The organism is Spirosoma sp. 209, from assembly GCF_002006735.1.
GTDB classification, from domain to species: Bacteria; Bacteroidota; Bacteroidia; order Cytophagales; family Spirosomataceae; genus Spirosoma; species Spirosoma sordidisoli.
The window spans coordinates 141,408-165,615 of sequence record NZ_MVEC01000019.1 but is presented as its reverse complement, the minus strand read 5'-3'; the positions used below and the strand labels follow the sequence as shown (position 1 = coordinate 165,615).

At 55.5% G+C, this 24,208-nt stretch carries 17 protein-coding genes; 6 read left to right on the top strand and 11 right to left on the bottom strand.

From position 1 onward, the window contains the following. Positions 1-48: 48 nt before the first annotated feature. From B1C80_RS23940 to B1C80_RS23925, 4 genes are all read right to left on the bottom strand, one after another. A complete protein-coding gene (locus B1C80_RS23940; protein WP_077923744.1) occupies positions 49-2,277 on the bottom strand; it encodes a S9 family peptidase in 2,229 nt (742 codons plus the stop codon). A gap of 83 nt (positions 2,278-2,360) precedes the next feature. Next, positions 2,361-2,894 (bottom strand): DinB family protein, encoded by a 534-nt coding sequence (locus B1C80_RS23935; protein ID WP_077923743.1) that lies wholly within the window; start codon positions 2,892-2,894, stop codon positions 2,361-2,363. 109 nt (positions 2,895-3,003) lie between these two features. Further along, the gene (locus B1C80_RS23930) at positions 3,004-5,130 is read right to left on the bottom strand and encodes a S46 family peptidase (protein WP_077923770.1); all 2,127 of its coding nucleotides are present in this window, start codon (positions 5,128-5,130) and stop codon (positions 3,004-3,006) included. A gap of 91 nt (positions 5,131-5,221) precedes the next feature. Continuing rightward, a complete protein-coding gene (locus B1C80_RS23925; RefSeq protein WP_077923742.1) occupies positions 5,222-6,562 on the bottom strand; it encodes an NAD(P)/FAD-dependent oxidoreductase in 1,341 nt (446 codons plus the stop codon). A gap of 213 nt (positions 6,563-6,775) precedes the next feature. Here B1C80_RS23925 and B1C80_RS23920 point away from each other — a divergent pair, with 213 nt between their 5' ends. Beyond that, positions 6,776-9,214, top strand: coding sequence for a TonB-dependent receptor (locus B1C80_RS23920; protein ID WP_077923741.1), 2,439 nt, complete (start codon positions 6,776-6,778; stop codon positions 9,212-9,214). A 2-nt stretch (positions 9,215-9,216) separates the two neighbouring features. Then, positions 9,217-10,170, top strand: coding sequence for a DUF4249 domain-containing protein (locus B1C80_RS23915; protein WP_077923740.1), 954 nt, complete (start codon positions 9,217-9,219; stop codon positions 10,168-10,170). Between the two features lie 81 nt (positions 10,171-10,251). Here B1C80_RS23915 and B1C80_RS23910 read toward each other — a convergent pair whose 3' ends face one another. Further along, positions 10,252-11,349 carry a chorismate mutase gene (locus B1C80_RS23910; protein WP_077923739.1) on the bottom strand — a complete coding sequence of 366 codons (1,098 nt, stop codon included), beginning with the start codon at positions 11,347-11,349 and terminating at the stop codon, positions 10,252-10,254. A gap of 275 nt (positions 11,350-11,624) precedes the next feature. On the opposite strand from B1C80_RS23910, the gene B1C80_RS23905 reads away from it, so the two are divergent. Next, positions 11,625-12,845 carry a proline dehydrogenase family protein gene (locus tag B1C80_RS23905; RefSeq protein WP_077923738.1) on the top strand — a complete coding sequence of 407 codons (1,221 nt, stop codon included), beginning with the start codon at positions 11,625-11,627 and terminating at the stop codon, positions 12,843-12,845. Between the two features lie 111 nt (positions 12,846-12,956). Next, positions 12,957-13,760, top strand: a complete 804-nt coding sequence (locus B1C80_RS23900) for a lipoprotein signal peptidase (RefSeq protein WP_077923737.1) — start codon at positions 12,957-12,959, stop codon at positions 13,758-13,760. Between the two features lie 13 nt (positions 13,761-13,773). Here B1C80_RS23900 and B1C80_RS23895 read toward each other — a convergent pair whose 3' ends face one another. The 5 genes from B1C80_RS23895 to B1C80_RS23875 all read right to left on the bottom strand — a co-directional run bounded on the left by B1C80_RS23895 (position 13,774) and on the right by B1C80_RS23875 (position 20,477). Further along, a complete protein-coding gene (locus B1C80_RS23895; protein ID WP_077923736.1) occupies positions 13,774-15,360 on the bottom strand; it encodes a hypothetical protein in 1,587 nt (528 codons plus the stop codon). 212 nt (positions 15,361-15,572) lie between these two features. After that, on the bottom strand, positions 15,573-16,262 hold the full coding sequence (locus B1C80_RS23890; RefSeq protein ID WP_077923735.1) for an OmpH family outer membrane protein: 690 nt from the start codon (positions 16,260-16,262) through the stop codon (positions 15,573-15,575). Positions 16,263-16,268: 6 nt separating this feature from the next. Next, a complete protein-coding gene (locus tag B1C80_RS23885; RefSeq protein ID WP_077923734.1) occupies positions 16,269-16,856 on the bottom strand; it encodes an OmpH family outer membrane protein in 588 nt (195 codons plus the stop codon). Between the two features lie 208 nt (positions 16,857-17,064). Next, entirely contained in the window at positions 17,065-19,662 is a 2,598-nt protein-coding gene (bamA, locus tag B1C80_RS23880) for an outer membrane protein assembly factor BamA (RefSeq protein ID WP_077923769.1), read from the bottom strand. A 77-nt stretch (positions 19,663-19,739) separates the two neighbouring features. Beyond that, on the bottom strand, positions 19,740-20,477 hold the full coding sequence (locus tag B1C80_RS23875; protein ID WP_077923733.1) for an isoprenyl transferase: 738 nt from the start codon (positions 20,475-20,477) through the stop codon (positions 19,740-19,742). A gap of 245 nt (positions 20,478-20,722) precedes the next feature. Between B1C80_RS23875 and B1C80_RS23870 the strand changes: the two genes are divergently transcribed. Beyond that, positions 20,723-21,685 carry a fasciclin domain-containing protein gene (locus tag B1C80_RS23870; RefSeq protein ID WP_077923732.1) on the top strand — a complete coding sequence of 321 codons (963 nt, stop codon included), beginning with the start codon at positions 20,723-20,725 and terminating at the stop codon, positions 21,683-21,685. Between the two features lie 28 nt (positions 21,686-21,713). Beyond that, on the top strand, positions 21,714-22,640 hold the full coding sequence (gene rsgA / locus B1C80_RS23865; protein WP_077923731.1) for a ribosome small subunit-dependent GTPase A: 927 nt from the start codon (positions 21,714-21,716) through the stop codon (positions 22,638-22,640). Positions 22,641-22,680: 40 nt separating this feature from the next. Here the strand turns inward: rsgA and B1C80_RS23860 are convergent, their stop codons facing one another. Next, positions 22,681-24,072: a cystathionine beta-synthase gene (locus tag B1C80_RS23860; RefSeq protein ID WP_077923730.1), complete on the bottom strand. Its 1,392-nt coding sequence runs from the start codon at positions 24,070-24,072 to the stop codon at positions 22,681-22,683. Positions 24,073-24,208 lie beyond the last annotated feature (136 nt).

The following is a 24,208-nucleotide window of genomic DNA, read 5'->3' as shown; positions in this document are numbered from 1 at the left end:
GGTAAGGATAAAAAAGGCCACGGATTCCTGTTATCCGTGGCCGGGTACTTATTTCTGCGTCAGCCCCTGTGCGTCAGGTCCAACGTATCGCTCGAAGAACTCGTAAATACGCAGCAGCCGGTCGATACGCTGCCGCACGTTGCCGGTCCGGCTCAGCTCGTGGGTAGCGCCGGGCATACGCACGTACTCGACCGGACGACCCAGAATTTTCAGGCTCTTGTACATCATCTCCGACTGGATGATACCCGTCCGCAGGTCGTTTTCCCCGTGTTTGATCAGCAGCGGGGTGCGAATGTTCTGCACGAAGGTATACGGTGAGTTGGCGTCCAACACCCTGGCCTCGGGTGTCCAGGGGTAGGCGAAATAGTTCGGAATAAGCCGCCAGGCATTGCCTTCGCCCAGAAAGGTGGTCAGATCATAAACGCCCCGCTGCGCAAACGCGGCTTTGAAGCGGTTGTCGTGCCCAACAATCCAGGCAGTGAGGTAACCGGCGTATGAGCCACCCGTAATCACCTGCCGGGCGGTATCGACCCAGGCTTCGCGGGCCGCGTCGGTAGCGGCCGCCAGCACGTCTTCGGCGGGTCCGGTGCCCCAGTCCTTGATGTTGGCCCGCTGGAAGTTCAGCCCGTACCCGCCCGATCCGCGCGGATTGGCGTAAACGACCCCGTATCCCTGCGCGCACATGTACTGAAATTCGTGCCACATAGACGCTTCGCCCGGTCCCCACATGGCCGTTGGGCCGCCGTGCATATTCAGCAGCAGCGGGTATTTTTTGTCCGCTTCCAGCTGGCTGGGCTTCATAATCCAGTAATCGACGGTTTGCCCGAGCGAGTTCTTGTACGTACGCTTCTCCGGGAAGCTCAGCTGCCGTTGCGCCACCCAGTCGTTATGGTTGGTCAGCTTGACCCCCGCCAGCGTGGGGGTAGCCGCTGGTCGGCTGCTGCCGTTACTGAAATCAGCCTTATACAATTCTGAGGGGTTAGCCACTTCGGTTTTGGCGTATACCAGCTGGTTACCGGCCACGTCAAAATAAGTAACGCCACTCTCGAAGTCCGACAGCTGGGTTACCTGCCGGGTAGACGGGTCGAGCCGGTACAGTGGGGTGCCGCCGTTCGACGACGCGGTGAAGTACAGTACGGCGGTGGCGGCAGCGCCTTTCCGGGCGGCCGGGGTCACCGACCAGGTCAGGCTACCGGGCGCCCGATCGAAGGTGACGAGCCGAATGTCCGACGCCTGGCTGCCGTTGAGCGTAGCCAGCCCGATCTGCCCGAAATTGACGCCTTCTGATGCGCTGACCAGAAACGCCAGCGTCCGGCCATCGGGCGAGACTTCGGGTGAGCCGTAGCCTTTGCCGGCTTCGGCCAGTACGGTGGTGCGGTTGCTCGACCCATCGGCCGGAATAAACACAATGGCATTATCCTGCTCCCGGTCGGGGTGGCGGGTCGAGTCGCGGTCGGTAACGGCCAGAAGCCCCTGCCCGCCGGGGAGCCAGGTGCCGGCCTGTACGGAGGCAAAGCCACGCGTCAGGGGTTTGGGCGTCGCGCCTTCGCGCACGTCGATGACGTACATGTGCGTAAAACTCAGGTCCGGCTCCGTTGTCGACTCCCCCTGAAAGTTGAGTCGGTTGATGACCTTCGCCTTTTTGTCCTCCACATCTTTATTCAGATAGGCCCGGATTTCGGCCAGCGATCCGTCGGGGTTAGCTTTCGTTTTCGGGTCGGCCTTTATGAAGTCGTTGGTCCGGAAACCGGGCTTTTCGAGCGACCAGACGGGGGCTCGGCGGCCCGGGTTCAGCAACGAGTCTTTCAGCATCTCGGCCATCGATACGGTCGACGAAAACGCGATCTGTTTGCCATCTGGCGACCACATCGGCCCCGAAGCGCCGTAGGGCAGGCTGGTTAACTGATAGGCCTCTCCCCCATCCAACGGCATAACGAATACCTGGCTCTTGCCTTTTACGGTTCGCGAGAACGCCACGTACCGACCATCGGGCGACCATACCGGCTGGCGGGCCGACTCGTTGCCGCGCGTCAGGGCTTTGGTATCGCCGGGCTGGAGGCCGGTCAGGTAGATGTGGGTTCGGTAATCGTATTCGTTGGCTTCGGTGGCGGGTTCGGTCGTGGTAAGCGTGTAAACCGCCCGCTTGCCATCCGGTGATAGTTCAATGCCCGATACCTGCCTGATACGGGTAATGTCAGTAACGGTAATTTTGGTCTTTGTTTGGCCCAGGGCGACCTGCGCAGTCAGAAAAACAAAAAGAAGTGTTCGGTTCAGCATAGCCGGTTTTGATAGTCCGGCTAAAGTACAGATTTTGACCGACTGATAGCGTGACAACTCGCTCAGAAAGGCCAATTGGCTCTTTATTGTGCTTTCCCGGTCAGCAGCGGCACGTACCGTTCCTGGATGATGCGGGCGTGGTGAAGGGCATGGCCCACCAGGACGAACCCAAGCGCCAGCGATGATATGGTCTGGTTGTAACAGATACCCGTACGTTGCAGAGCCTCGTCGTCAAAGCTCCTGAACAGGGCCAGGCTCGACTGCCGAACAAGCGCAAACTCATCCAGCAGCGACGACAGCGACCGACGGTTGGCGTTGGCCTGCTGGCCGAACAGTTCTTCGTCGTAGCCAGGCAGCGGAGTTTTATCGTTCCTCGCAAATCGCATGGCCCGGTACGACATGATGCGCTCGTTATCGATAACGTGCTGAACAATATCCCGGACTGTCCATTTGCCGGGTGCGTAAACCTGGTTCCCGAGCGCCAGTAGGGTTTCGGCCGGAATCAGCCCGTCGAACGTAGCGGGTTGAGCGAGGGCGGTCAGCAGGTCAATATCATCGGCCAGGTTGATATACCGGTCGAAGAACTGCGGCATGATGGCAATGTCTGATTTAGTCATGGGCGTCGATAAACGATGGGGCCATAAACTTAGCCAAATTTCCGGAACGTCTGCAGCGCCCGGGTCTGACCAGGTTTATGGCCCCGAAGGCCCATTCGATTGCTAGGCTTTATTTCTTTGCTTTGGCCGCCGGAGGAGCAGGTGCTCCCGTGAGTTCGCCGATCAGCCGGTCCGCTTTGTAGATGTACCGCATGGCCGCTACCATACCGCCCGCGTGGACAGAGATGCTACGATTGCGGTCGGGCACGAAAATAAACTCACCCGGCAGGCTCTCTAGGTTACCGTCGAAAACGAGCCCAACGGCCTCCCGGTTTTTATTGATCATCGGACTACCCGAGTTACCGCCGATGATGTCATTGGTCGAGATAAAACACATCGGCTCTTTCAGCAGCGCCATAGGCGGATTTTTCCAGCGGGCGGGCAGGTTCCAGGGCGCTTTGTCGCCGAATGAGTAGTTGCGGTCGTACAGCCCGGCAAAGGTCGTAATGATCGGCGCCTGGGTGCCGTTATACGGGTATCCGCGCACTACGCCGTCGTTGATTCGCAGCGAGAAGGTAGCATCGGGCGGCACAGCCGGGCCATAGACGGCATACAGCATCCGGCCGAGCTGCCCCCGCAACACTTCCTGCCGCTGGCTGATCTGGCGGGCCTGACGAGCAGCGGCCAGATAGCGCGGAAAGCCAATACGGGCCAGTACCAGCATGGGGTCGTTCGACGCGCCGATGGCGCCGGGCCGCGTACGCAGCTCCTGCACAAAACCCGGATCGTTCAGTTTGGTGGTCTTCAGCAGGTAAGCCGCGGCCTCCTTGGGCGTCCGTCCGTTCAGGGCTGCTTTTACGTACGGGTCGTCAATTCCCAAACCCGCTTGCGCTTCGGTCAGGTGAGCGGCCAGGTAAGCCTCTTCCAGCGCAGAATTCCTGACCACTGGCGATACCACCAGCGAACGGGCCCGCTCCGCATCCTGCGGGCGCGACGTCAGCAGTTCGTTATACTGGGTGAGCACGTTGGCAAAGGTCAGCAGCTCGCCCATGGTACGTTCGCTGGGGCCGAGAAAGTTGGCATCGTTGAACAAGCCCCGCAGCTGGGCCGTATTAGCCGCCAGCTCGTCCCAGGTTTTGAGCTGGTCGGCCGGCAGGTTTTTAGCCTGGGCTGTGGCTTTGAACTGCTTCTCGAACGACGCCTTCCGGGCCATCAGCACCGGGTCGCGCAGCCCGGCCAGTTGACCACCGTAGGCTTTCAGACTGTTTTCATAGCTGAAGATCTCGTTTAGGACGCTATCGTTTTTGGCGGTGGCGTTATAGGCTTGCAGGGCGCTAGACCGGTTCCGAATGAGCTGGATCGTGGCCGGTGTCTGAAAGTCGCGGTCAAACTCAAGCTCGGCCACGGTCTTCAGCCGCTCGGTACGGCCCGGATTACCGATCACGAAGATGGGCTCACCGTCTCGTATCCCGTTGGTATTGAACTTAAAGAAATGACTCGTTTTCAGCGGCTTGCCGTTGTCATACACCCGAAAAAAGGAGCAGTCGAGGGCGTAGCGTGGATAGGTGAAGTTGTCGGGATCGCCCCCGAAAAAGCCCAGTTGCAGCTCGGGCATGAACACCAGCCGCACATCGGTATATCGTTTGAAGCCGTAGAGTGCATAGCGCCCGCCGTTGTAGAACGTAATGGTTTGGAGTTCGAGCCCTTTCCAGTTGTCTTTGCTGGTATACTCGGCCTTTATATCCGAAAATACCTGCTCGCGCGCTTCCAGCTGCCCCGGCCCCGAACTCACCGCGCTCATGGCCTGCTGAACCCGGCTGGTGATGTCTTCGATCTGGACGAGCTGATCGACAAACAGACCTTCGACCGGCCGCTCTTCGGTCAGGGTTTTGGCATAAAAGCCCGTTGCGTTCAGGTCTTCGCCTTTTCGCTGTACGCCCGTACCGGATTCACGCGCGCAGTGGTGGTTGGTCATAACCAGCCCGTTGGCCGACACAAACGACGCCGAGCAGTAATCGGCAAACCGCAGCGAGGCCAGCCGGGCTTCATCAAACCACTTCTGATCGGCCGTGAAGTTGTAGGTTTTCTGAAAATACGCGGTGGGGGGTGCGTCGAATGTCCACATCTTACCCAGGTCGAGCGGCCCACCGGCGGTATCGGCCTGGGTCTCCAGCGCCGACTGGGCAAACGTGGCCGTCAGCAGGCCCGTTAGCAAAAGGCCCGACAGCATAGCCGGGCGTAGGTGTTGTTTTCGCATCAGCAGCATTATATAGGAAAACAAATATAAACACCCGCTGACATGTCTCGACGAGAACGCGCCAGCGGGTGAGTGTAAAGAACGGACTGGATCAGGCTACTTCGTTCTTCAGCATGATCTCGTTCGCTACCTTATCGTCTTTTCGGATAAACGGCCTGATAATAAGCCGCGTACCCCGCTGGTAAGTAAAGAGCCGGTACATCCAGTTGCTGAACACAATCAGCTTGCTCCGGAAGCCAACCAGGTACCAGATGTGTACGAACAGCCAGGCCATCCAGGCAATGAACCCGCCGAGGTGAATATTACCCGGCAGATCGGCCACCGCCCGGCTACGCCCGACGATAGCCAGCGAGCCTTTGTCGAAGTACTCGAAGGGTTCGGTTGGTTCGTTCTTCAACATCCGGCGCAGGTTTTTAGCCAGGTGGTTACCCTGCTGAATGGCGGGTTGAGCCACGCCCGGATGCCCTTTCGGCCATTTTTCGGTCTTCATGAACGCAATGTCGCCGATGGCAAATACGTCGGTCAGGCCCTGCACCCGGTTGATGGAGTCGACCAGAATACGTCCCCGCTCGGTCGACTCGGCCGGAATGCCTTCAATCAGGGCACCCGTTACGCCCGCTCCCCAAACCAGCGTCTGGGTCTTGATCTGCTCCCCGCCTTTGAAAGTAACGGTTTCGCCGTCGTAGCTCTCGACCATGGTGTTGAGCTTGATGATTACCCCCAGTTCTTCGAGGTAGCGCCGGGCTTTCTGGCCCGCTTCGTCCGACATGGGAGGCAACACCTTGCCCATGCCTTCAACCAGGTAGATGTTCATCTGGCTGAAGTCGAGGCCAGGATAGTCGGCAGGCAGCACGTGTTTGCGCATCTCGGCCAGTGAGCCCGCCATTTCGACCCCCGTTGGCCCGGCTCCCGCAATGACGAAGTTCAGCAGACTCTGCCGCTCCGATGGTTCGCGGGTGATGCTGGCCTGTTCGAAACATTGCAGAAACTGGCTCCGGATATTGAGCGCTTCGGGCACCGTTTTGAGCGGAAACGAATATTTCTGGATCTGCTCATTGCCGAAAAAATTCGATTTGGAGCCCGTCGCTACGATCAGATAATCATACGTAAGATCACCAATGAGCGTTGTTACAGTCTTGGCCGCCGGATCTATTTTGTTGACCCGCACCATTCGGTAGTGAAAGTCGGTGTGGTTGTCGAACATTTTCCGGAACGGCTCCGAAATAGCATCGGCCTCCAGACCGGCCGTAGCCACCTGATATAGCAATGGCCAGAAACCGTTGTAGTTCTGCTTGTCGAACAGCACTACCTGCACATCGGCGGTGCGCAGGCTTTTGGCCAGGTTCATCCCGCCAAACCCTCCGCCGATGATCACGACGCGAGGTTTGGTTGTATCGGGTATATTCAGTGATAGTTTATCGTATTGCAGCATCTTGCGTAAATCGTTTTCTTCTGACGGCTCCCGTTGTTACTAGACCTCGTAATCAGCCTTTTTGTTCGGATTTGGAGCCTGAATTGATCCTCTATCTCTATAACAAACTTTTTATTAATAAATGTTAATTTCTGGATGCGCTGATCAGCTCTTACAACCTTCTATCTCGCTTTGGCATCAAAATTGAATCCTTTACCTGTTCATCTTAAGCTTATGCGTTTTCAGTTCTACATTTTCCTTTGTCTGTTTCCCTGGCATACGCTCCTGGCGCAGCCCCAGCCCGGCGGCCCACGGTCGGGCGTTACCGTGAGCGGATACGTGCGCGAAGCCGGTAGTCGGGAAGCCCTGATTGGCGTCAACATTTATTTACCAGGCAGCGCTGTCGGCACCACGACCAACACCTACGGTTTTTATTCCCTCACGTTACCGGCTCAGGACAGCATCAGGCTGGCGTTCTCGTTCGTCGGCTACGAACCCCTGACGCGGGTTATCGGTCTGCGGCAAAATTCCAGCCTCGACGTACAGCTCACCCCCGGTCAGGCCCTGTCGGAGGTAAGCGTTGTGGCCAGCCGCACCGACGAGCGGGTGAGTGAAAGCGCGCAGATGAGCCGGATCGATGTGCCGGTTTCACAGATCAAGAAGATTCCGGCTTTTCTGGGTGAAAAAGATGTGCTTCGCGTGTTGCAGCTGATGCCTGGTGTACAGAAAGGATCAGAAGGGCAAACCGGCATCTACGTACGCGGGGGCGGGCCCGATCAGAACCTGATCATTCTGGACGAAGCCACCGTTTATAATGCCAACCACCTGTTCGGTTTTTTCTCGGTATTCAACGGCGATGCACTGAAAAGCGTCGAGCTGACCAAGGGTGGTTTCCCGGCGCGGTACGGCGGGCGGCTGTCGTCGGTGATTGACCTGAACATGAAAGACGGCAACCGCGATAAACTCCACGGCGAAGGCGGTATTGGCCTTATATCGAGTCGATTAACGCTCGAAGGCCCATTTACGAAGAACAAGAAAGGATCGTTTCTGGTATCGGGCAGACGAACCTACCTGGATGTAGTAGCGGCTCCGCTGATTCGGGCGCAGAGCGAGGGCGAAACCAATGCCGGGTATTATTTCTACGACTTCAACGCCAAAGCCAACTACGAATTCAGCCCAAAAAATAAGGTCTACCTGAGCGGGTATTTCGGCCGCGACCGCTTCTACGCCCGCGATGCCGGCGAAGGAACCGATGTTGGCATTGGCTGGGGTAATGCCACAGGTACGCTTCGCTGGAACCACCTCTTCAACCAGAAACTGTTTTCCAACCTATCGCTCATTTACAGCGATTACGAGTTCAAGATTTCGTCCGATGAGCGGGGCAGTAGCAACAATCTGAACACCTCGCTCCGCTACAGCTCGGGCATCCGCGACCTCTCGGCCAAGCTCGATTTCGATTATTACCCCTCGCCGAAACATTCGGTCCGGTTTGGTACGCAGACTATCTTTCACCGGTTTACGCCCAGCGCCGTGGTGGTACAAAACAGCCTGGTCGACCAGTTTACCCAGAATGTAGAGGCCATTGACGCCGTTGAGTCTGGTGTCTACGCCGAGGATACCTGGCGACCTAATGATCGGTGGCGCGTAAACGGCGGCCTGCGACTGAGCCTGTTTGCGCAGGGAACCGCCAACTACCTGCGACCCGAACCCCGCCTGTCGGCCTCGTACCAGCTGCGGCCGGGCCTGTCGGCCAAGGCTTCGTACGCCATCATGAACCAGTATATTCATTTGCTGAGCAACACCGGCATAGGCCTGCCAACCGACCTGTGGGTGCCTACTACAGATCGCATCGCCCCGCAGCAGTCGAGCCAGGTAGCGGTAGGCATTGCCAATGATTTCTCAGACAATTTCGTACTGGGAAAGGGCTTCGCCCTAACGGTGGAGGGGTATCACAAAACCATGCGGAACATCATCAACTACCGCGAGGGGGCCAGCTTTCTGCTCATCGACGACCCGACCTCGGCCGAACGCGTACGGTGGGAAGACAACGTTACGGCCGGCCGGGGCTGGTCATACGGTGCCGAGGTCCTGCTGCAACGCAAAACCGGTCGGCTGTCGGGCTGGCTTGGTTACACACTCTCCTGGACCCAGTGGCAGTTTGCCGAACTGAACGCCGGGAAGCCCTTCTTCCCCCGCTACGACCGGCGACATGATATATCGGTAGTGGGTATTTACGAACTCAGCAAGCGCGTGACCCTGTCGGGCACCTGGGTCTATGGTACCGGTAATGCCCTTACCGTGCCCGTGGCCAACTACCGCGCCTTCCGGCATCAGCCCGGTCTGCAAACCCTTTTTGGCCCGAACGGAGCCCCGTCGTCGATTGCTCCGCTTTTCGATTACGGAACTGATGTCAGTGACTACGGCCAGCAGAAGAACAGTTTCCGGGCCGAAGCGTATCACCGTTTCGACGTGTCGATCCAGTTTCATAAGCAGAAAAAGCACCACGAGCGCACCTGGGAGTTCAGCCTCTACAACGCCTACAACCGCCGAAACCCGTTCTTCTACCAGCTCGAATCGGTCAGCCAGGGCCAGGGCCAGCTCAGCCGTACGGCCCTGTTCCGGTATTCCGTTTTCCCCGTTGTTCCGTCATTCAGCTATAACTTCAAGTTCTGATCATGAAATTATCTATCTTGTTTTATAGTGGCCTGCTGAGCGTTCTGCTGCTGGCGGGCTGCGACAGCCTCCGGCAGGAAGTGGAACCAAAAGGAATCACGCGGGAAGGGGAAAAACTGGTGGTCACCTGCTTCATTTCACCCCAGGATACAGTACTGGTAGCCCTGGTGACACGCTCTTTACCCGTGCTAGGCACCGCTGATCCAATCCTCACCCCTACCTCGGTCAGGGACGCCACCGTAACCCTTTCGGATGGCAGCCAGACAATCACCATGACCAGTACAATTGGACGGCTACCCCTGATAGCTTACGATTACCGCGCCGACGCCCGTGAGATGCCTATTATAGTTGGAAAAACCTACACATTAACGGTCAGTGTGCCCGATGGTCGGCAGGTTACCGCCCGCTGCACAGTGCCAGGTCCGGTACCCATAGACCAGGTCGTGCTGGACTCCAGCATCACCAACGAGTTTGGCCTGACCACCAAGAATTACCACGCCCGCCTGCGCTGGCGCGACCCGGCCGGCCAACCAAACTACTACCGGGTGGCGGGTGATAACGAGTACACCTATAGAAGCCAGTATGTACCAACGCCGGGTGGGCCCGTCAAAGATACGCTCATCAAAACGCGGTCGGGCTGGACGTTCAACAACGGCTCTACCACGACCGATATTGGCCGCGACGGCCAGGAGATTGTGTCGCAGCGGGCGCGGCTGGCTATTGCCTATTCCTGGATAAACGGTCAGCAGCAGGTAAGTCGGCCTACGGGTCCGATAAATGCCTATCTGCTCAGCGTCGATGAAAACTACTACCGGTACCACGACTCGGTAGAACGCCAGAACGAGGTAGGCGGTAATCCGTTTGCCGAACCCGTACCCATCCAGACCAACGTTCAGGGCGGACTGGGCTGCTTCGGCGCCTACAATCAAGCCAGGGCCTCCGTAACGTTCAGGTAAAAAAAGAGAGCGTCCTGATCGAAAGAATTACCGTTACAGCATTCTTTCGATCAGGACGCCCCCTTCTATTGGCTATCTGGCTTAAACCGCCTGATTGTTCATCACTTCGGTCTGTTTCCGAATCGACTCCATGTGAATGATCTTGTAGATTTCTTCGACCAGCTCAGGGTACAAACCCAGCCGCTGGCCCAGTTCACCACGGGTTTTCAGAATTTCTTTCCAGCGATCGGGCTGAAACAGGGTTACGTTATTGTCACGTTTGTACTCGGCGAGCCGCTCGACCAGCGCCATACGGGCCGCCAGCATCTCAACGATTTGCCGATCTACGTTATCGATATTACGACGGGTCTGGTCGGCTACGCTGTTAAACTCGGTGCTGGGCGACTCAACCTGACGAATTTGCAGGTGGTCGAGCATGTCGCCGAAAGCGGCTGGCGTCAGCTGCTGGGCCGCGTCGCTCCAGGCGTTATCCGGATCGATATGCGACTCAACGATCAGACCATCGTAGTTCAGGTCCATCGCCATCTGCGCCAGTTCGTTTAGGTAAGCCCGTTTGCCAGCCATGTGGCTCGGGTCACCAATGATTGGCAGCTGCGGGAAGATCGACTTCAGTTCGATCGCCATCTGCCACATTGGTACGTTGCGGTATTTGGTAGCCTCGCCCGTAGCAAAACCCCGGTGAATAGCACCTAGCTTCGAAACGCCGGCACCGGCAATCCGCTCGAACGCACCCACCCACAGGGCCAGATCGGGGTTAACCGGGTTTTTCACCAGTACAGGCACATCGACACCCCGCAGCGCGTCGGCAATTTCCTGTACGTTGAAAGGGTTCACCGTGGTGCGGGCGCCTACCCACAGGATATCAACACCATATTTCAGGGCTAGCTCAATATGCTCAGGGGTAGCTACTTCAACCGCAAACGGCAGACCTGTTTCCGCTTTGGCGCGCTGAATCCAGGGCAGAGCGGCTTCGCCCATGCCTTCAAAGCTGCCTGGCCGGGTCCGGGGCTTCCAAACGCCGGCCCGGATAACATGAACCGCATCCAGCTGTTTCAGCTGACGCGCGGTTTCAACAAGTTGTTCTTCGGTCTCGGCGCTGCACGGACCGGCAATAATGAGGGGCTTGCCGTTGGTCTCAATCCACGATTCAAGCGGCTCTACGGCTAAATCGACTTTCATAATGACGCGTAATCTGGAGGTAATATGGATACTCTATCGGGAACTTTTCAATGCAATTTTGTGGTATATTTGCAGAGGGAATCGGCTGTTTGTCAAGCTGGTTCCTTCATTTGTCTTATCACAGGTTAAGTCTCTCGAACAAGTCGCGCCGGTGAGTTTAACCGTTTGACCGAAATTTCGTTTTATATTTCGGTCGTGTTAACCGACACGCACCTAACGCTATGGACGTAGCACCGCCAAAACGGAGCATTAATATGTCGAACCGAAGTAATCTAATGCCGGAAACCGCTGAGCGGGTCGCGGGCGTGAAACTGGACGAATCCCGGCCAGTCTCTTTTGAAGACACTTCGATTGCTTTTTCCTGCCAGTCGAATTTCAAACTTCGAAAAACGTACTGGTTGTTTGCGTTGATGAATAAGGGATGGCTGGTAAATATAGGGACATTTTTTATAAAGATTGCCCTACGCTTACGGCTCCCCATCAAATTCCTCATCAAAAACACGATTTTTGAGCAATTCTGTGGAGGTGAGAGTATCAACGATTCTGAACGTACCATCAGGCATCTCCAGAAGTACCACGTCGGAACCATCCTCGACTATTCAGTTGAAGGGGAAGAAACCGAAAAAAGTTTCGACGAGACAACGCTCGAAATTCTGCGCACGATAGAACGCGCCAGCGAATCCTCCGATATTCCCTTCTCTGTCTTTAAAATCACGGGTATTGCCTCCACTGAATTGCTCGAAGCGATTCAGATCGGCGACTCGCTGGATAAAGACCAGAAAGCTGAATTTGACCGGGTGTTGAAGCGGGTCGATACGCTTTGCCGCCGGGCCCATGAGCGCAACGTACGCATCTTTATCGATGCCGAAGAAAGCTGGATTCAGGACACCATCGATACGCTGGCCTACGAGATGATGGATCGCTACAACCACGAGCGGCCCGTTGTTTACAACACGTACCAGATGTACCGCTGGGAGAGCCTGGAGCACCTCCGGCGCGATGCCGAAGAGGCCCGTGCCAAAGGCTATTACCTGGGTGTTAAGCTGGTTCGGGGTGCCTATCTGGAGAAAGAACGGCTCCGGGCTCACGAAGAAGAATACCAGGATCCGATCCAGCCTACCAAAGAAGATACGGATCATGATTTCAACGCAGCCATTGACTTCTGCCTGGAAAACCGCGACATCGTTTCAATCTGTCTGGGTACGCATAACGAATACAGTTGCCAGTACTGCGTGCAGCACATGAAAGACTACGGCATTGCCCCCGGCGATCCGCATATCTACTTCGCGCAGCTGCTGGGTATGAGCGATAATATTTCGTATAACCTCGCCAATGCAGGCTACAATGTGGCTAAATACGTGCCTTACGGGCCAGTAGAAGCCGTTATGCCTTACCTGTTCCGCAGGGCCGACGAGAATAAGTCGATTGCCGGTCAGAGCAGCCGCGAGTTTATGCTGATCAGTAACGAGTTGAAGCGCCGGAAAGGCTGCAAGTAGTATTTGTACGGTCAGTCAGTGTCTGCCCGCAGCTACTGACTGACCAGCCGCAAGGCTAAACGGGCACAGCAGGGTGGTTTTACGCTCCGGTGCTGTGCCGTACTTTTTTATATGATTCGTAAGAACCCGTTTAAGTTTTTCCTGCTGACGCTGGTGCTGATTGCGCTCGATCAGGGTGTCAAATTAGCCGTTCACCATTATATGGCTCCGGGCTTTGCGGGTCAGATTAAAGTCGTTGGCGACTGGCTGAAACTCCATTACGTACTTAACCCCGGTATGGCCTTTGGTATGCAGCTGGGCTACGAATACGGCAAGCTGCTCCTGAGTGTGTTCCGGCTGTTTGCTATGGTCGGCATCGGGTACTACCTGGTCCATCTAGCCCACCGGGGGGCGCCAAATGGTCTGCTCTGGGCCATGTCGATGATTCTGGCGGGTGCCGTTGGTAACGTGATCGACAGTACGTTCTACGGTGTTTTTCTGAACAATGCACCCTACGGCTCTCCCACCCCCTGGTTCCACGGCCAGGTTATCGACATGATTTTCGTTGATGTATGGGAGGGCTTCATTCCGGAGTGGGTTCCGATCTGGGGCGGTCAGTATTACTCGACCCCTATTTTCAACATTGCCGACTCGTGCATATTCATCGGGGTCTGTCTGATCCTGTTTTTCCAGCGCCGTTTCTTCGGTGAGCCCCCCCTGGAAGATAACCTCCTGCCCACGTCGGGCCCGGATGCTACCGAAGCGGCCGTGCTGCCCATGGCTGAAGTGCAGGATGAAGCCGATCAGCCAACCAGGCCAGTAGCCAGCGACGTAACCGACCAACCGGCTTCCACGGACCCGCTCCCGGACGAAGCCGATCGGCCCCACCCCAAACCGGCTTCGGTAACCCAGGACGAGCCGAAACCGACCGACTAGCCTGTTTTGCGGGCTACTGCGTTTCGTCCAGCGGCTGGAAATCCTTGAACGTCCGCTTGATAGCTTTGTCGTTGGCTTCTTTCTTGCTCTGCCAGTTGGCATCCAGCTCAAGCGCAACTAGTCCGCTCAGACTCATCGAATTACGGAAATCATCGAGCTTTTTCACAAACTCACCCGTCCGGCGGGTCGATTTGAGCGCAAATTCCCGCGCAAACACCTCCCCTTTGTTCTGTAGTTCGGCCCGCTTGCCCAGCACGTAATTGTACCGGTCGAGCAGATCTTTCATCGACTTTCCAATTACTTCAGTGGCTTCGAGGGTGCCCATGGTCAGCACCGCCGTCCCCCCGACGGCCGACACTAACCGACCGTTCTTCTGAACTTCAGGACTGGTGCTGGCCCCGGTTACCGCCGGAGTGACCCCAGTTACCGCTCCGAGCGAAGCGTTGGCTACCGACCGGTTTCGCTTACCACTTTTGGCTTTCCGATAGTCGCGCTTCAGCTGTTCTTCTTTCTCGCCCAACTGCTCAACCAGCCCCCAGGCCTGTACCAGCAGTTGCCGATATTGAGCGTAATAATACCGGTCTTTTTCACCCTCGTTGATGGTATTAAATACGGTGAACGTGATTCGCCGTTCTTCCCGATTCTGCGATTTGTCGAGCACGTAGAAAGTGATCTGGACATCCAGCGAATCGTAGGGATCTTTCACAAAATCATAGTCCGGCTGCCAGATGAACTCATATTGGTTCTCGGTATTCTTGACCAGCGCACTTTTCGGAATGTTCTGATTATCGGAGAGGAATCCGAAGGTTGCCACATCATCTTCGCCGTTGGGGTCCAGCAACGAAAACTTCAGGTTCACGGTCGCATTTTCGCGCATCCGATAGTGCGTCTGCTTCGGGATAACCGCGATATCGGGCGGCAGGTCCATCTGGGTCACCTCAACCTTCAGCCGACCTTTGGTACGGGTTTTGGCCGGCTGGTCCTCTACCCAGAACTCAATATACTGCGGGTTCTGTTTGAGCCGGCTAAACTGGTTGAACGACAAGGTCCAGGACAACTCTCCCTGCGACGTCAGTTTACTCCCCTCGGGCATCTGATCGGGGATCGGAATAAAGACGAGCGGATCGCCGTCATCGTCGCGCACGAAATCAGAGTTGAGGTTATAGGTGTTGGGCGTCCGGTAGCGCACGTAGAAAGGCCGCATAGCGCCCACAACCGGCGGACGGTTGACGTGGAGTACTTTGAACTCAGCCTGCTGGGTAGCGACCTGCCCGCGGCTATTGCGAACCTCGAACGTAACCGGATACAATTTGGCCGACTGCACCCGATCGGTCAGGTCGTAGCTGGGGGTCCAGCTAAAATGGCCGAGCGAGTCGAGCTGCATACCATCCTGCTTGTCAGGTCCGAACGAAAAGACCAGTGTATCCTGAGCTGAACCGGTAGCTTTCAGGTCAAACCGCACGGTACTTCCTTCCGGTACTACGTTCCAGTTGGTCTGTGTTGGTAAAACCAGTTGTATTGATTTGGCATCCTGAGCATGAGTAAAGGCGGCCTGCAGCAGACCCAGCAACCCCGCTCCGATACTGGCAAGACGGTTCATAGGCAATGGATAAATGACAATCTATCTGGAAAAACGTAAAAGTATCACCAGACATTTTGTAATTAGATAAAATTGATATTTTTCTTAGGTTAAACCCCTCTTTTTGAGCCTTGTATTGACTATTTCAAAGAAAAAGTCGAATAAAAAAGGCCTCTCTGATGATCAGAGAGGCCTTTTTTAAAGGTAAAAAGCGACTATATCAGCGTCAGCCTCTATTTGTTTTTCTTGGGAGCCGGGGTAGCCGGTGCTGGTGTATTGGCGGCACCACTACCTGCCGTAGCTGGTTTAGCCGAAGCAGCAGCCTTGGCCGGATCGATACCCATTTTGCGCAGAACCAGTTCGGTAATGTTGTTCTCTTCCGGCGCTACCAGCAGAATAGGGATGGTATTGGCACCGGCATCCAGGTTGAAGACATAGGTATACCCATTGTCCTTGGCCACAGCGTCGATGGCCTTCTGGATTTTCTGAACAACCGGGTTTACCAGCTGCTGGTACTTATTCTGCAGCGACTGTTCGGCCGTACGGCCAAACTCCTGAATGCGCTGCTGCAGGCCCTGAAGTTCGGTTTCGCGGTCTTTCCGAATCACATCCGACATTTGGGCAGCTCCTTTTTCGTAGGCGCTATATTTGTCTTCCAGCTCCTTCTGCATCCGTTTCAGTTCGTTTTCTGACTGAGTCCGCTGAATGGTCAACTGGTTTTGAATGTCTTTTGCTTCGGGCGTTTGAGCTAATACGTAATCAATATTGGTATAGCCCAGTTTCAACGGACCGGGAGCCGTCGCTCCAGCGGCTGGTGCGGCAGTCGTCGGCGTCGTTGTAGCGCTCTGGCCTTGTGCCTGTGCGTTCAGACCACCAACCAGAAGGGTTGCTGCGGCAAACGCCATGACGAGGTTTTTCTTCATCTCAGTTTACTTGTTTGTATTAGTCGGTTTTGTGGTTGTTTTTGCTCCAGGCGTGGTACCGGCGGTTGTTTTACCAGCAGCATCCAGGCCTAATTCTTCCATGACATAATCGGTATAGTCATGGCGCGGGTTGGTGTACAGCATGACAAAATCTGACGCTTTGTCGAACATAAAGTCCAGCTTTCTCTGCACCGCCACTTTCTCTATAGCCCGGTTTACTAACTCCATCGGTGCTTTCATGAGTTCCTTTTTCTTCTGGAAAAGCAGCCCCTCGTAGCCAAACACCTTGTTGTTGTACTCCCGCGCTTCGCGTTCCTTTTCACTCATGATCCGTTGCCGGTCACGTTTCATATCTTCCGTCAGCAGAATCTCTTCGGCCTGGTAGGTACGTTGCAGTTTTTCGATCTCTACGTACTTATCCTGAATGTCTTTCGACCATTTGTCGGTGAACTTGTCAATTTCAGCCAGCGCTTTCTGGTAGTCGGGCATTTTGCTAAAAATGAACTCCGTATCTACGTACCCAAACTTCTGAGCCTGCGCTGGTGTAGCCAGCCAAACGAAGGGCAAAAGTACGAAAAAAAGGGCTTTTCTCATTGCTGTTATCCTAAAATTAGCAAGGGAAGTGATTGATTTTCAGTTTCAATCTCCTGGCCAGCGTCACCTGGTTGTTAGAGTCTGTTTGTTGCCGATGGTTTAACCGATGAGTTCTGTTGGCAACTGGTCTGTACCGCTGCAAAAATCGGGCAACTCCCTTCAAAAGACTCGTTCATAAATTCATATAACGCTGGGCACCCCCCAAATCTTATCTAAACTGCTGCCCAATTGTAAAGTGGAACTGACCCGATGCCTTGTCCTTTACCCCCGGAATCTTATCGAAGCCGTAGCCATAGTCGATACCGATCAGGCCAAACGCAGGCATGAAAATACGGGCGCCAAAACCAACCGAACGCTTCAGATCAAACGGATTATACTGCTTATAGCTCCCCCAGTTATTACCGGCTTCCAGGAAGCCCAGAACGAAGATGGTGGCCGACGGGTTAAGCGAAACCGGGTAACGCACCTCCGCAACGAACTTGTTATAAACGACCCCGCCCCGGCTGCGTTCCTGAGCGGTGGTGTTCCGGTCGTAATCGGCCGTATATACGCTCCGGTCGTCGTAGCCCCGCAGACCGATGATGTCCTGCGCCAGCGCAAACTGACCCTGTCCGGCCAGACCCGATCCACCCAGTACGAACCGTTCGAACGGACCGATATCCGTGCGCCGGTTGTAGCTGCCCAGGAAGCCCATGTGCGCCCGGGTGCTCAGAACCAGCTTACCAAAAATGGTCTGGAACCAGCTGGCGTCGAACATCCATTTATGGTACTCGACGAGTTTATAGCGGTCTTCGGGCGACGAGGCCTCCGAGGTTCCTTTAAATGCTGACCAGGGTGGTGTGAATGTACCGCTCAGCGAGAACGACGAGCCCGAGCGCGGAAACTGGGGGTTATCGATGCTGTTCCGGGCCAGCGTCGTATTCAGCGTCAGGTTGTTAGAAATACCGTTATTGTACCCGATCTGGAAAATATCCAGGTTGTTAAGGTTATACCGCTGGTAAGTAATCGAGTTGCTCAGCGAGAAGTAGTCGTCGGGCACTTTCAGCTGACGGCCCAGCCCGACCGTAAACGCCGTGTTCTGATAGGAGCCAGATGGCGTTTGCCCGCGCAGCGGCTGGTAATAGCTGGCCGGGTTGGTTGGATCAAAGAACGTCTGGTAAACCGTATGGCTGGCGCTGAACGACAAGGCGTTTGGCTTCCGGCCACCGAGCCAGGGCTCCGTAAACGACAGCGAATATACCTGATACTGACGGCCATTGGCCTGAAAACGCAGTTGTACCCGCTGCCCATCACCGGCCGGGAGGGGTCGCCACGCGCTCATGTTCGGGATGTTACGGGCCGAGAAGTTGTTGAACGTCAGTCCGAGCGTACCCACGAAACCGACATAACCGCCCCAGCCACCTGACAACTCGATCTGGTCAGACGGTTTTTCTTCTACGGTATATTCAATATCTACGGTGCCGTCATTCTGTGGTACGGGCGTAATTCCGATTTTTTCCGGGTCGAAGTAGCCAAGGGTGGCCAATTCGCGCTGCGTCCGGATCAGGTTCGTTTTCGAAAACTTCTGGCCCGGCAGCGTCCGGATAGAGCGCATCACCACGTGGTCGCTGGTTTTTGTGTTGCCGTTCAGAACAATGCGGTTGATGCTGGCCTGCTTTCCTTCGTAGATCCGGATTTCGAGATCGATCGAGTCACCGTCGATGGTTTTCTCGATGGGCTGGGCGTTGTAGTACAGATAGCCGTCGTCCATGTAGAGCGAGCTGAGGTCCTGACCGGGGTTTCCGTTCAGCTTCTTCTCCAGATCTTCGGGGTTGTAGACATCTCCTTTTGCCACACCGAGTACTTCGCGCAGACGCTCCGTCTTGTAGAGGTAGTTGCCCGAAAAGTCGATGTTCCGGTAGTAGTACTTACGACCTTCGTCCAGCTTGATGTTCAGCGTGATCGTGTTGCCGCCGTTGTTGATGACCGTATCGTGCTCGATGGCGGCATCGCGGTAGCCGAGTTTGTTGTAGTACTCGATCAGTTTCTGCTTGTCTTCTTCGTACTTCTTGGGAACGAACTTAGACGGGCTGAACAACCGGCCAAAGCGCATCTCTTTGGTCCCCTTCATCTTGAGCCGTACTGCCGACTCATCGACTTCGGTACGACCGTCGAAGTTGATTTTGGCAATTTTCACCTTCTGCCCTTTGTCGACCAGTACGCGCATGGTGGCGTTGTTACGGGCACTATCGGGGATTGTCGTAATTTTTACCTTGGTGTTCAGATACCCTTTGTCGACGAAAAACTTCCGGACGGCCAGCTGGGTGTTTTTCGTAATGGTGTTGGTGACGATCTTACCCAGGTTCAGTTTGATCTTATCTTTCAGCTGGTCCTGCTCGCCTTTCTTAACGCCCATAAACGAGACGCGATACAGACGGGGGCGCTCCTGCACCCGGAACATCAGCGCTACTTTGCCTTCTGCCGCGTTGGTGGCAAACAGCTCCACGTTGTCGAGCAGACCCGACTCCATCAGCTTACGAACAGACGACCCGACGGCCTCGCCCGGAATCCGGATTTTGTCCCCTACTTTCAACCCGGCCAGCGACACCAGCGAGTTGGGGTCGAGGTAGCGGGTACCGGTTACAGTCAGCCCCGCAATTTCATAATCTTTGGGGCTGGCATAGTTGAGTAAATCATCTGTTGCAGCCGCAGGCGTATCGTTACGCCCGACGCCCACGCCAACACGCACCTGCGCCAGAACCGACAGATTGCCTAAACTGCTAAGCAGCAGGCCGATTCCGAGGATGTACTTTATACGGTGTTTCAATTTTGTACAGTTTTCAGTATTCTGTTTACGGCAGGCAAGCACCCGCGCGGCCCGGCCATAGCCTATCATCATTGACCCTATTTGACCAGCTGTTCGCTGGTTTTACCGAAACGACGTTCGCGTCGCTGGTAACTGAGTAACGCTTCGTACAGGTGCTCCTTCCGGAAGTCGGGCCAGAGCACATCGGGCATATACAACTCAGAATAAGCCAGTTGCCAGAGCATAAAGTTACTGATCCGCATTTCGCCACTGGTCCGGATCATCAGTTCCGGATCGGGGATACCACCCGTACTCAGATGACTGCCGAACGTTGCTTCGTCGATGGCTTCGGGGGTCAGCTTGCCGTCGCGCACCTCAGCCGCCAGTTGCCGTACCGCTTCCAGAATCTCCCACCGGCCGCTGTAGCTAAGGGCCAGCACCAAAGTAAGTCCTGTATTGCCCGCCGTTTCGCGCATAGCCTCGGCCAGTTCCCGGCGGCAGTCGCCAGGCAGGCTCTCAGTATGGCCAATGGTAGTTAGCCGCACGTTGTTGTCCATGAGCGTTTTGATCTCTCCTTTGATGGTATGCACCAGCAGGGTCATCAGCGCGTCGACTTCAATTTTCGGGCGATTCCAGTTTTCGGTCGAGAACGCGTACAGGGTCAAATACTTGACGCCCAGCTCGGCACAACCTTCGGTTACTTCGCGAACAGCCTTGATGGCATTCCGGTGCCCAAACACCCGGGCAGCTCCCTGCCGTTTGGCCCAACGACCGTTTCCGTCCATGATAACGGCTATGTGCTGGGGCAGATTGCTCGGGTCTATATGTTCCTTCATCCCAAATGGGGTATTTTAACAACCTTTAACAAGGCCGCGAAGATACGGAATTTTTAGCAGAAGGTCAGTGGTTTAGTGGAGTAGTGTTCAGTCTATACGACGCTATTTGTTGCCACTGCAACCTGGCGTTCGAGGATGGGCAGAAACAGCGATCTGTCGGGAACAGCCTGCCGACTGCTATCTTTAAACCATAAACCAGGGGTGGCCGTTTGACTATCAACTAAGTATACACCCGCTTTTTCTTTATGAACAATTGTGCGCGTACCGGGCCTGGCCCACTGGCAATCATCACCCTGATGCTGTCGATGCTGCTAAGCAGCTGCCAGCAGAACGATACGGAAGTTGCCGTTCCTAAAACCATTACCGATCAGATTCTGGAAGACGGCCAGTTCAGCCTGCTGCGGGCCGCTATCCAGCACGCCGACGTGGGCGACGCCCTGAAGGCTGGAAACCTGACGTTGTTTGCGCCTACTGATGCGGCTTTTCAGGCTTCGGGGCTGGGCAGCGCCAGCGCCATTACGGCTTTGCCCAAGGAACAGGTACGATCACTGGTCCTCTACCATGCTCTTTATGCATCGGTAGCGTCGTCGGCGCTGCCGCAGGGTCTGAATTCGGTAGAAACCGCCAGCCGGGGTGTGGCGTTCGTCAATAAAACAACCACAGGTACGCTTTTTGTCAACAATGCACAGGTAACCCAACCCGATCTGCCGACGGCTAACGGGCTGATTCACGTGATTGACCGGGTACTAACACCATCGACAGGTACGATCCTGGCCACTATCCAGGCTAATCCGAACCTGACGCTGCTCTCGGCGGCCCTCCGCCGGGTAAGCCAGGCCAATCCGACGCTGCTGGCCGCGCTCAACAACTCGTCATCGACGAATCCGGTTACCATCTTTGCGCCTACGGACGCGGCCTTTCGGGCCGACGGGCGATTCGGTACCCTGGCGGCTATCGAAACCGCGAACCCGCAGACGCTGGCCAACGCCCTGCTCTATCATGTCGTTTCGGGGGTAGTTTTTTCCAACCAGCTGCAAACAGGCACGATCAACACGCTGCTGAACAACACCCGGCTGAACCTGGTGGTGTCGACCAGCCAGATCACGGTTCGGGGCACCCGCAACACGACGGCTGCTGTTGTTCAGACCCCGAACCTGCCCGCTACCAACGGCGTCGTTCACACGATCGATCAGGTACTGCTCCCGTAAGTCAACCATTTTAACGAGGAAAACACTCTTGCAAGAAGGCTTAATTATTCGCTCAACCGGTTCGTGGTACGACGTTCGAAACGTCGATGGCCATATTTATCAGGGTCGGCTCAAGGGCAAATTCAAAATCAAGGGACTGAAAGTAACGAACCCCATTGCCGTGGGCGACCGGGTGGTATTCGACGTGGAAGACGAGGCCGAAAATACGGTCATCATCACCGACATCGTCTCCCGCGAGAACTACATCATCCGGCAATCGGTGCACAAAACGGCACACGGTCATATTCTGGCCGCTAACCTCGACCAGGCCGTCTTGCTGGCTACGCTGGCCCTTCCGCGTACGTCGCTGGGCTTCATTGACCGGTTTCTGGTATCGGCCGAGTCGTTTCGGATTCAGACTACGATTGTTTTTAACAAAAGTGATATTCTGAATGACGAAGGACTGGCCTATCAGCAGGAGATCATGGATATGTACAGCCGTATCGGCTACCACTGCCTGTCGACTTCGGCCACCGAAGGCATAGGCGTAGACGCCTTTCGGCAGCTGCTCGACCACAAAGTGACCCTGCTCTCAGGCCATTCGGGCGTTGGCAAGTCGTCGCTGGTAAACGCCATTGCGCCTGATCTGAACCTGCGTACGAACGAAGTGTCGACGTTTGCCAACAAAGGTGTTCATACGACGACCTTCGCCGAAATGTTCGAGATCGCGCCCGATACGTTTATCATCGATACGCCGGGCATCAAGGAGCTGGGGCTGATGGACACCTCGAAAGAAGAAATCAGCCATTATTTTCCGGAGATGCGCAACCGACTGAACCAGTGCCGTTTCCATAACTGCCTGCACCTGAACGAGCCTGGCTGCGCCATCAAGGACGCCGTAGGCGAGGGCGACATTGCCGAGAGCCGCTACATGAGCTACCTGAGCATGGTAGAAGGCGGAGATAACAGACGATAAGCGGGCGGGTGCTCCGGAGCACCCGCCCTCGGGCTCCCGTTTAGTTGGTCATGGCGGCCAGTAGGTCGGCCTGGGTAATGATATGAACCTGTTCTTTCTCGTCACGAACGAGCAGGGCTTTGTTGTCGCGATCGATGAGCGAAGACAGTGCATCGACTGTATTATCGAGCCCTACGAATTTGAATGGCTTATCCATCACTTCGCTGACCGGATGGTCTTTCACCGTTGGGTCGTCGATGAGTCGATTCAGGATCGTGCTGTCGGTCAGACTGCCCACAATATGACCTTCCTCGTCGGTAACCGGAATCTGCGAAATGCCGTACCGGTTCAGCACCTGAATAGCCTGACTGACCGACACGCCGGCGCCGATGGTCGTAAGCTGTGCCTGCCGGTTAGATGTTCCGCCGTTTTTGCTGTGAACAATATCGCGGGCGGTCTTGAAGGCCCGGTCTTCCAGGAAGCCGTGGTCTTTCATCCAGGCATCGTTGTAAATCTTGGCCAGGTACCGCGTGCCATGGTCGGGCAACAGAATTACCAGTACATCGTCGTCGGTGAGGTGGTCTTTGGCCCACTCCAGCGCCCCGTGTACGGCCGTTCCGCACGACCAGCCGATAAACAGTCCTTCTTCCCGCGACAGGCGCCGGGCCATAATGGCGGCATCTTTATCGGTTACCTTGATAAACTGGTCAATTACATCGAAGTCTACGTTCTGCGGCAGTATGTCCTCGCCAATCCCTTCGGTCAGGTAAGGGTAGATTTCGCCCGGATCGAAGATGCCGGTTTCTTTGTATTTCTTGAACACTGACCCATAGGTATCCAGCCCGATGGTCACGAGATGGGGGTTTTGCTCTTTCAGGAACCGGCTCGTACCGCTGATGGTACCACCCGTACCGACGCTGGCCGCGAAGTGGGTAATTCGTCCGTCGGTGTCGCGCCAGATTTCGGGGCCGGTCGTGTCGTAGTGAGCTGCGGTGTTGGACAGGTTATCGTACTGGTTGGGGTAAATTGAGTTCGGGATGTCGTTGTGCAGCTTTTTGGCCACCGAATAATACGAGCGCGGATCATCCGGGGCTACGTTCGTGGGGCAAACGACGACCTCGGCTCCTACCGCCCGCAGAATGTCGATCTTTTCTTTCGATTGCTTGTCGGCCATCGTGAAGATGCACTTATAGCCTTTGGCAATAGCCGTTAGTGCCAGTCCGAAGCCGGTATTTCCGCTCGTCCCTTCGATGATGGTCCCGCCGGGTTTCAGCTCTCCCCGCTTTTCGGCGTCTTCGATCATCCGAATGGCGATGCGGTCTTTTACGGAGTTGCCGGGATTAAAGTATTCGACCTTAGCCAGCACCGTTCCCCGGATGCCTTTCGTCACGTTATTCAGCTTGACCAGGGGCGTGTTGCCAATGGTGTCGACAATTGACTTGTAATAGTTCATGTTGATGCAGTTTTGCTGTACGTATCGGGTTATTTGTTCAATTGGTATCCGGGTGGCCGGAGAATTGGTTCGATTAATTGGGCACCCCGGCATAAATGTCGGAGAATCAATTTGGCCGATTGGTTGCCCCGGCATG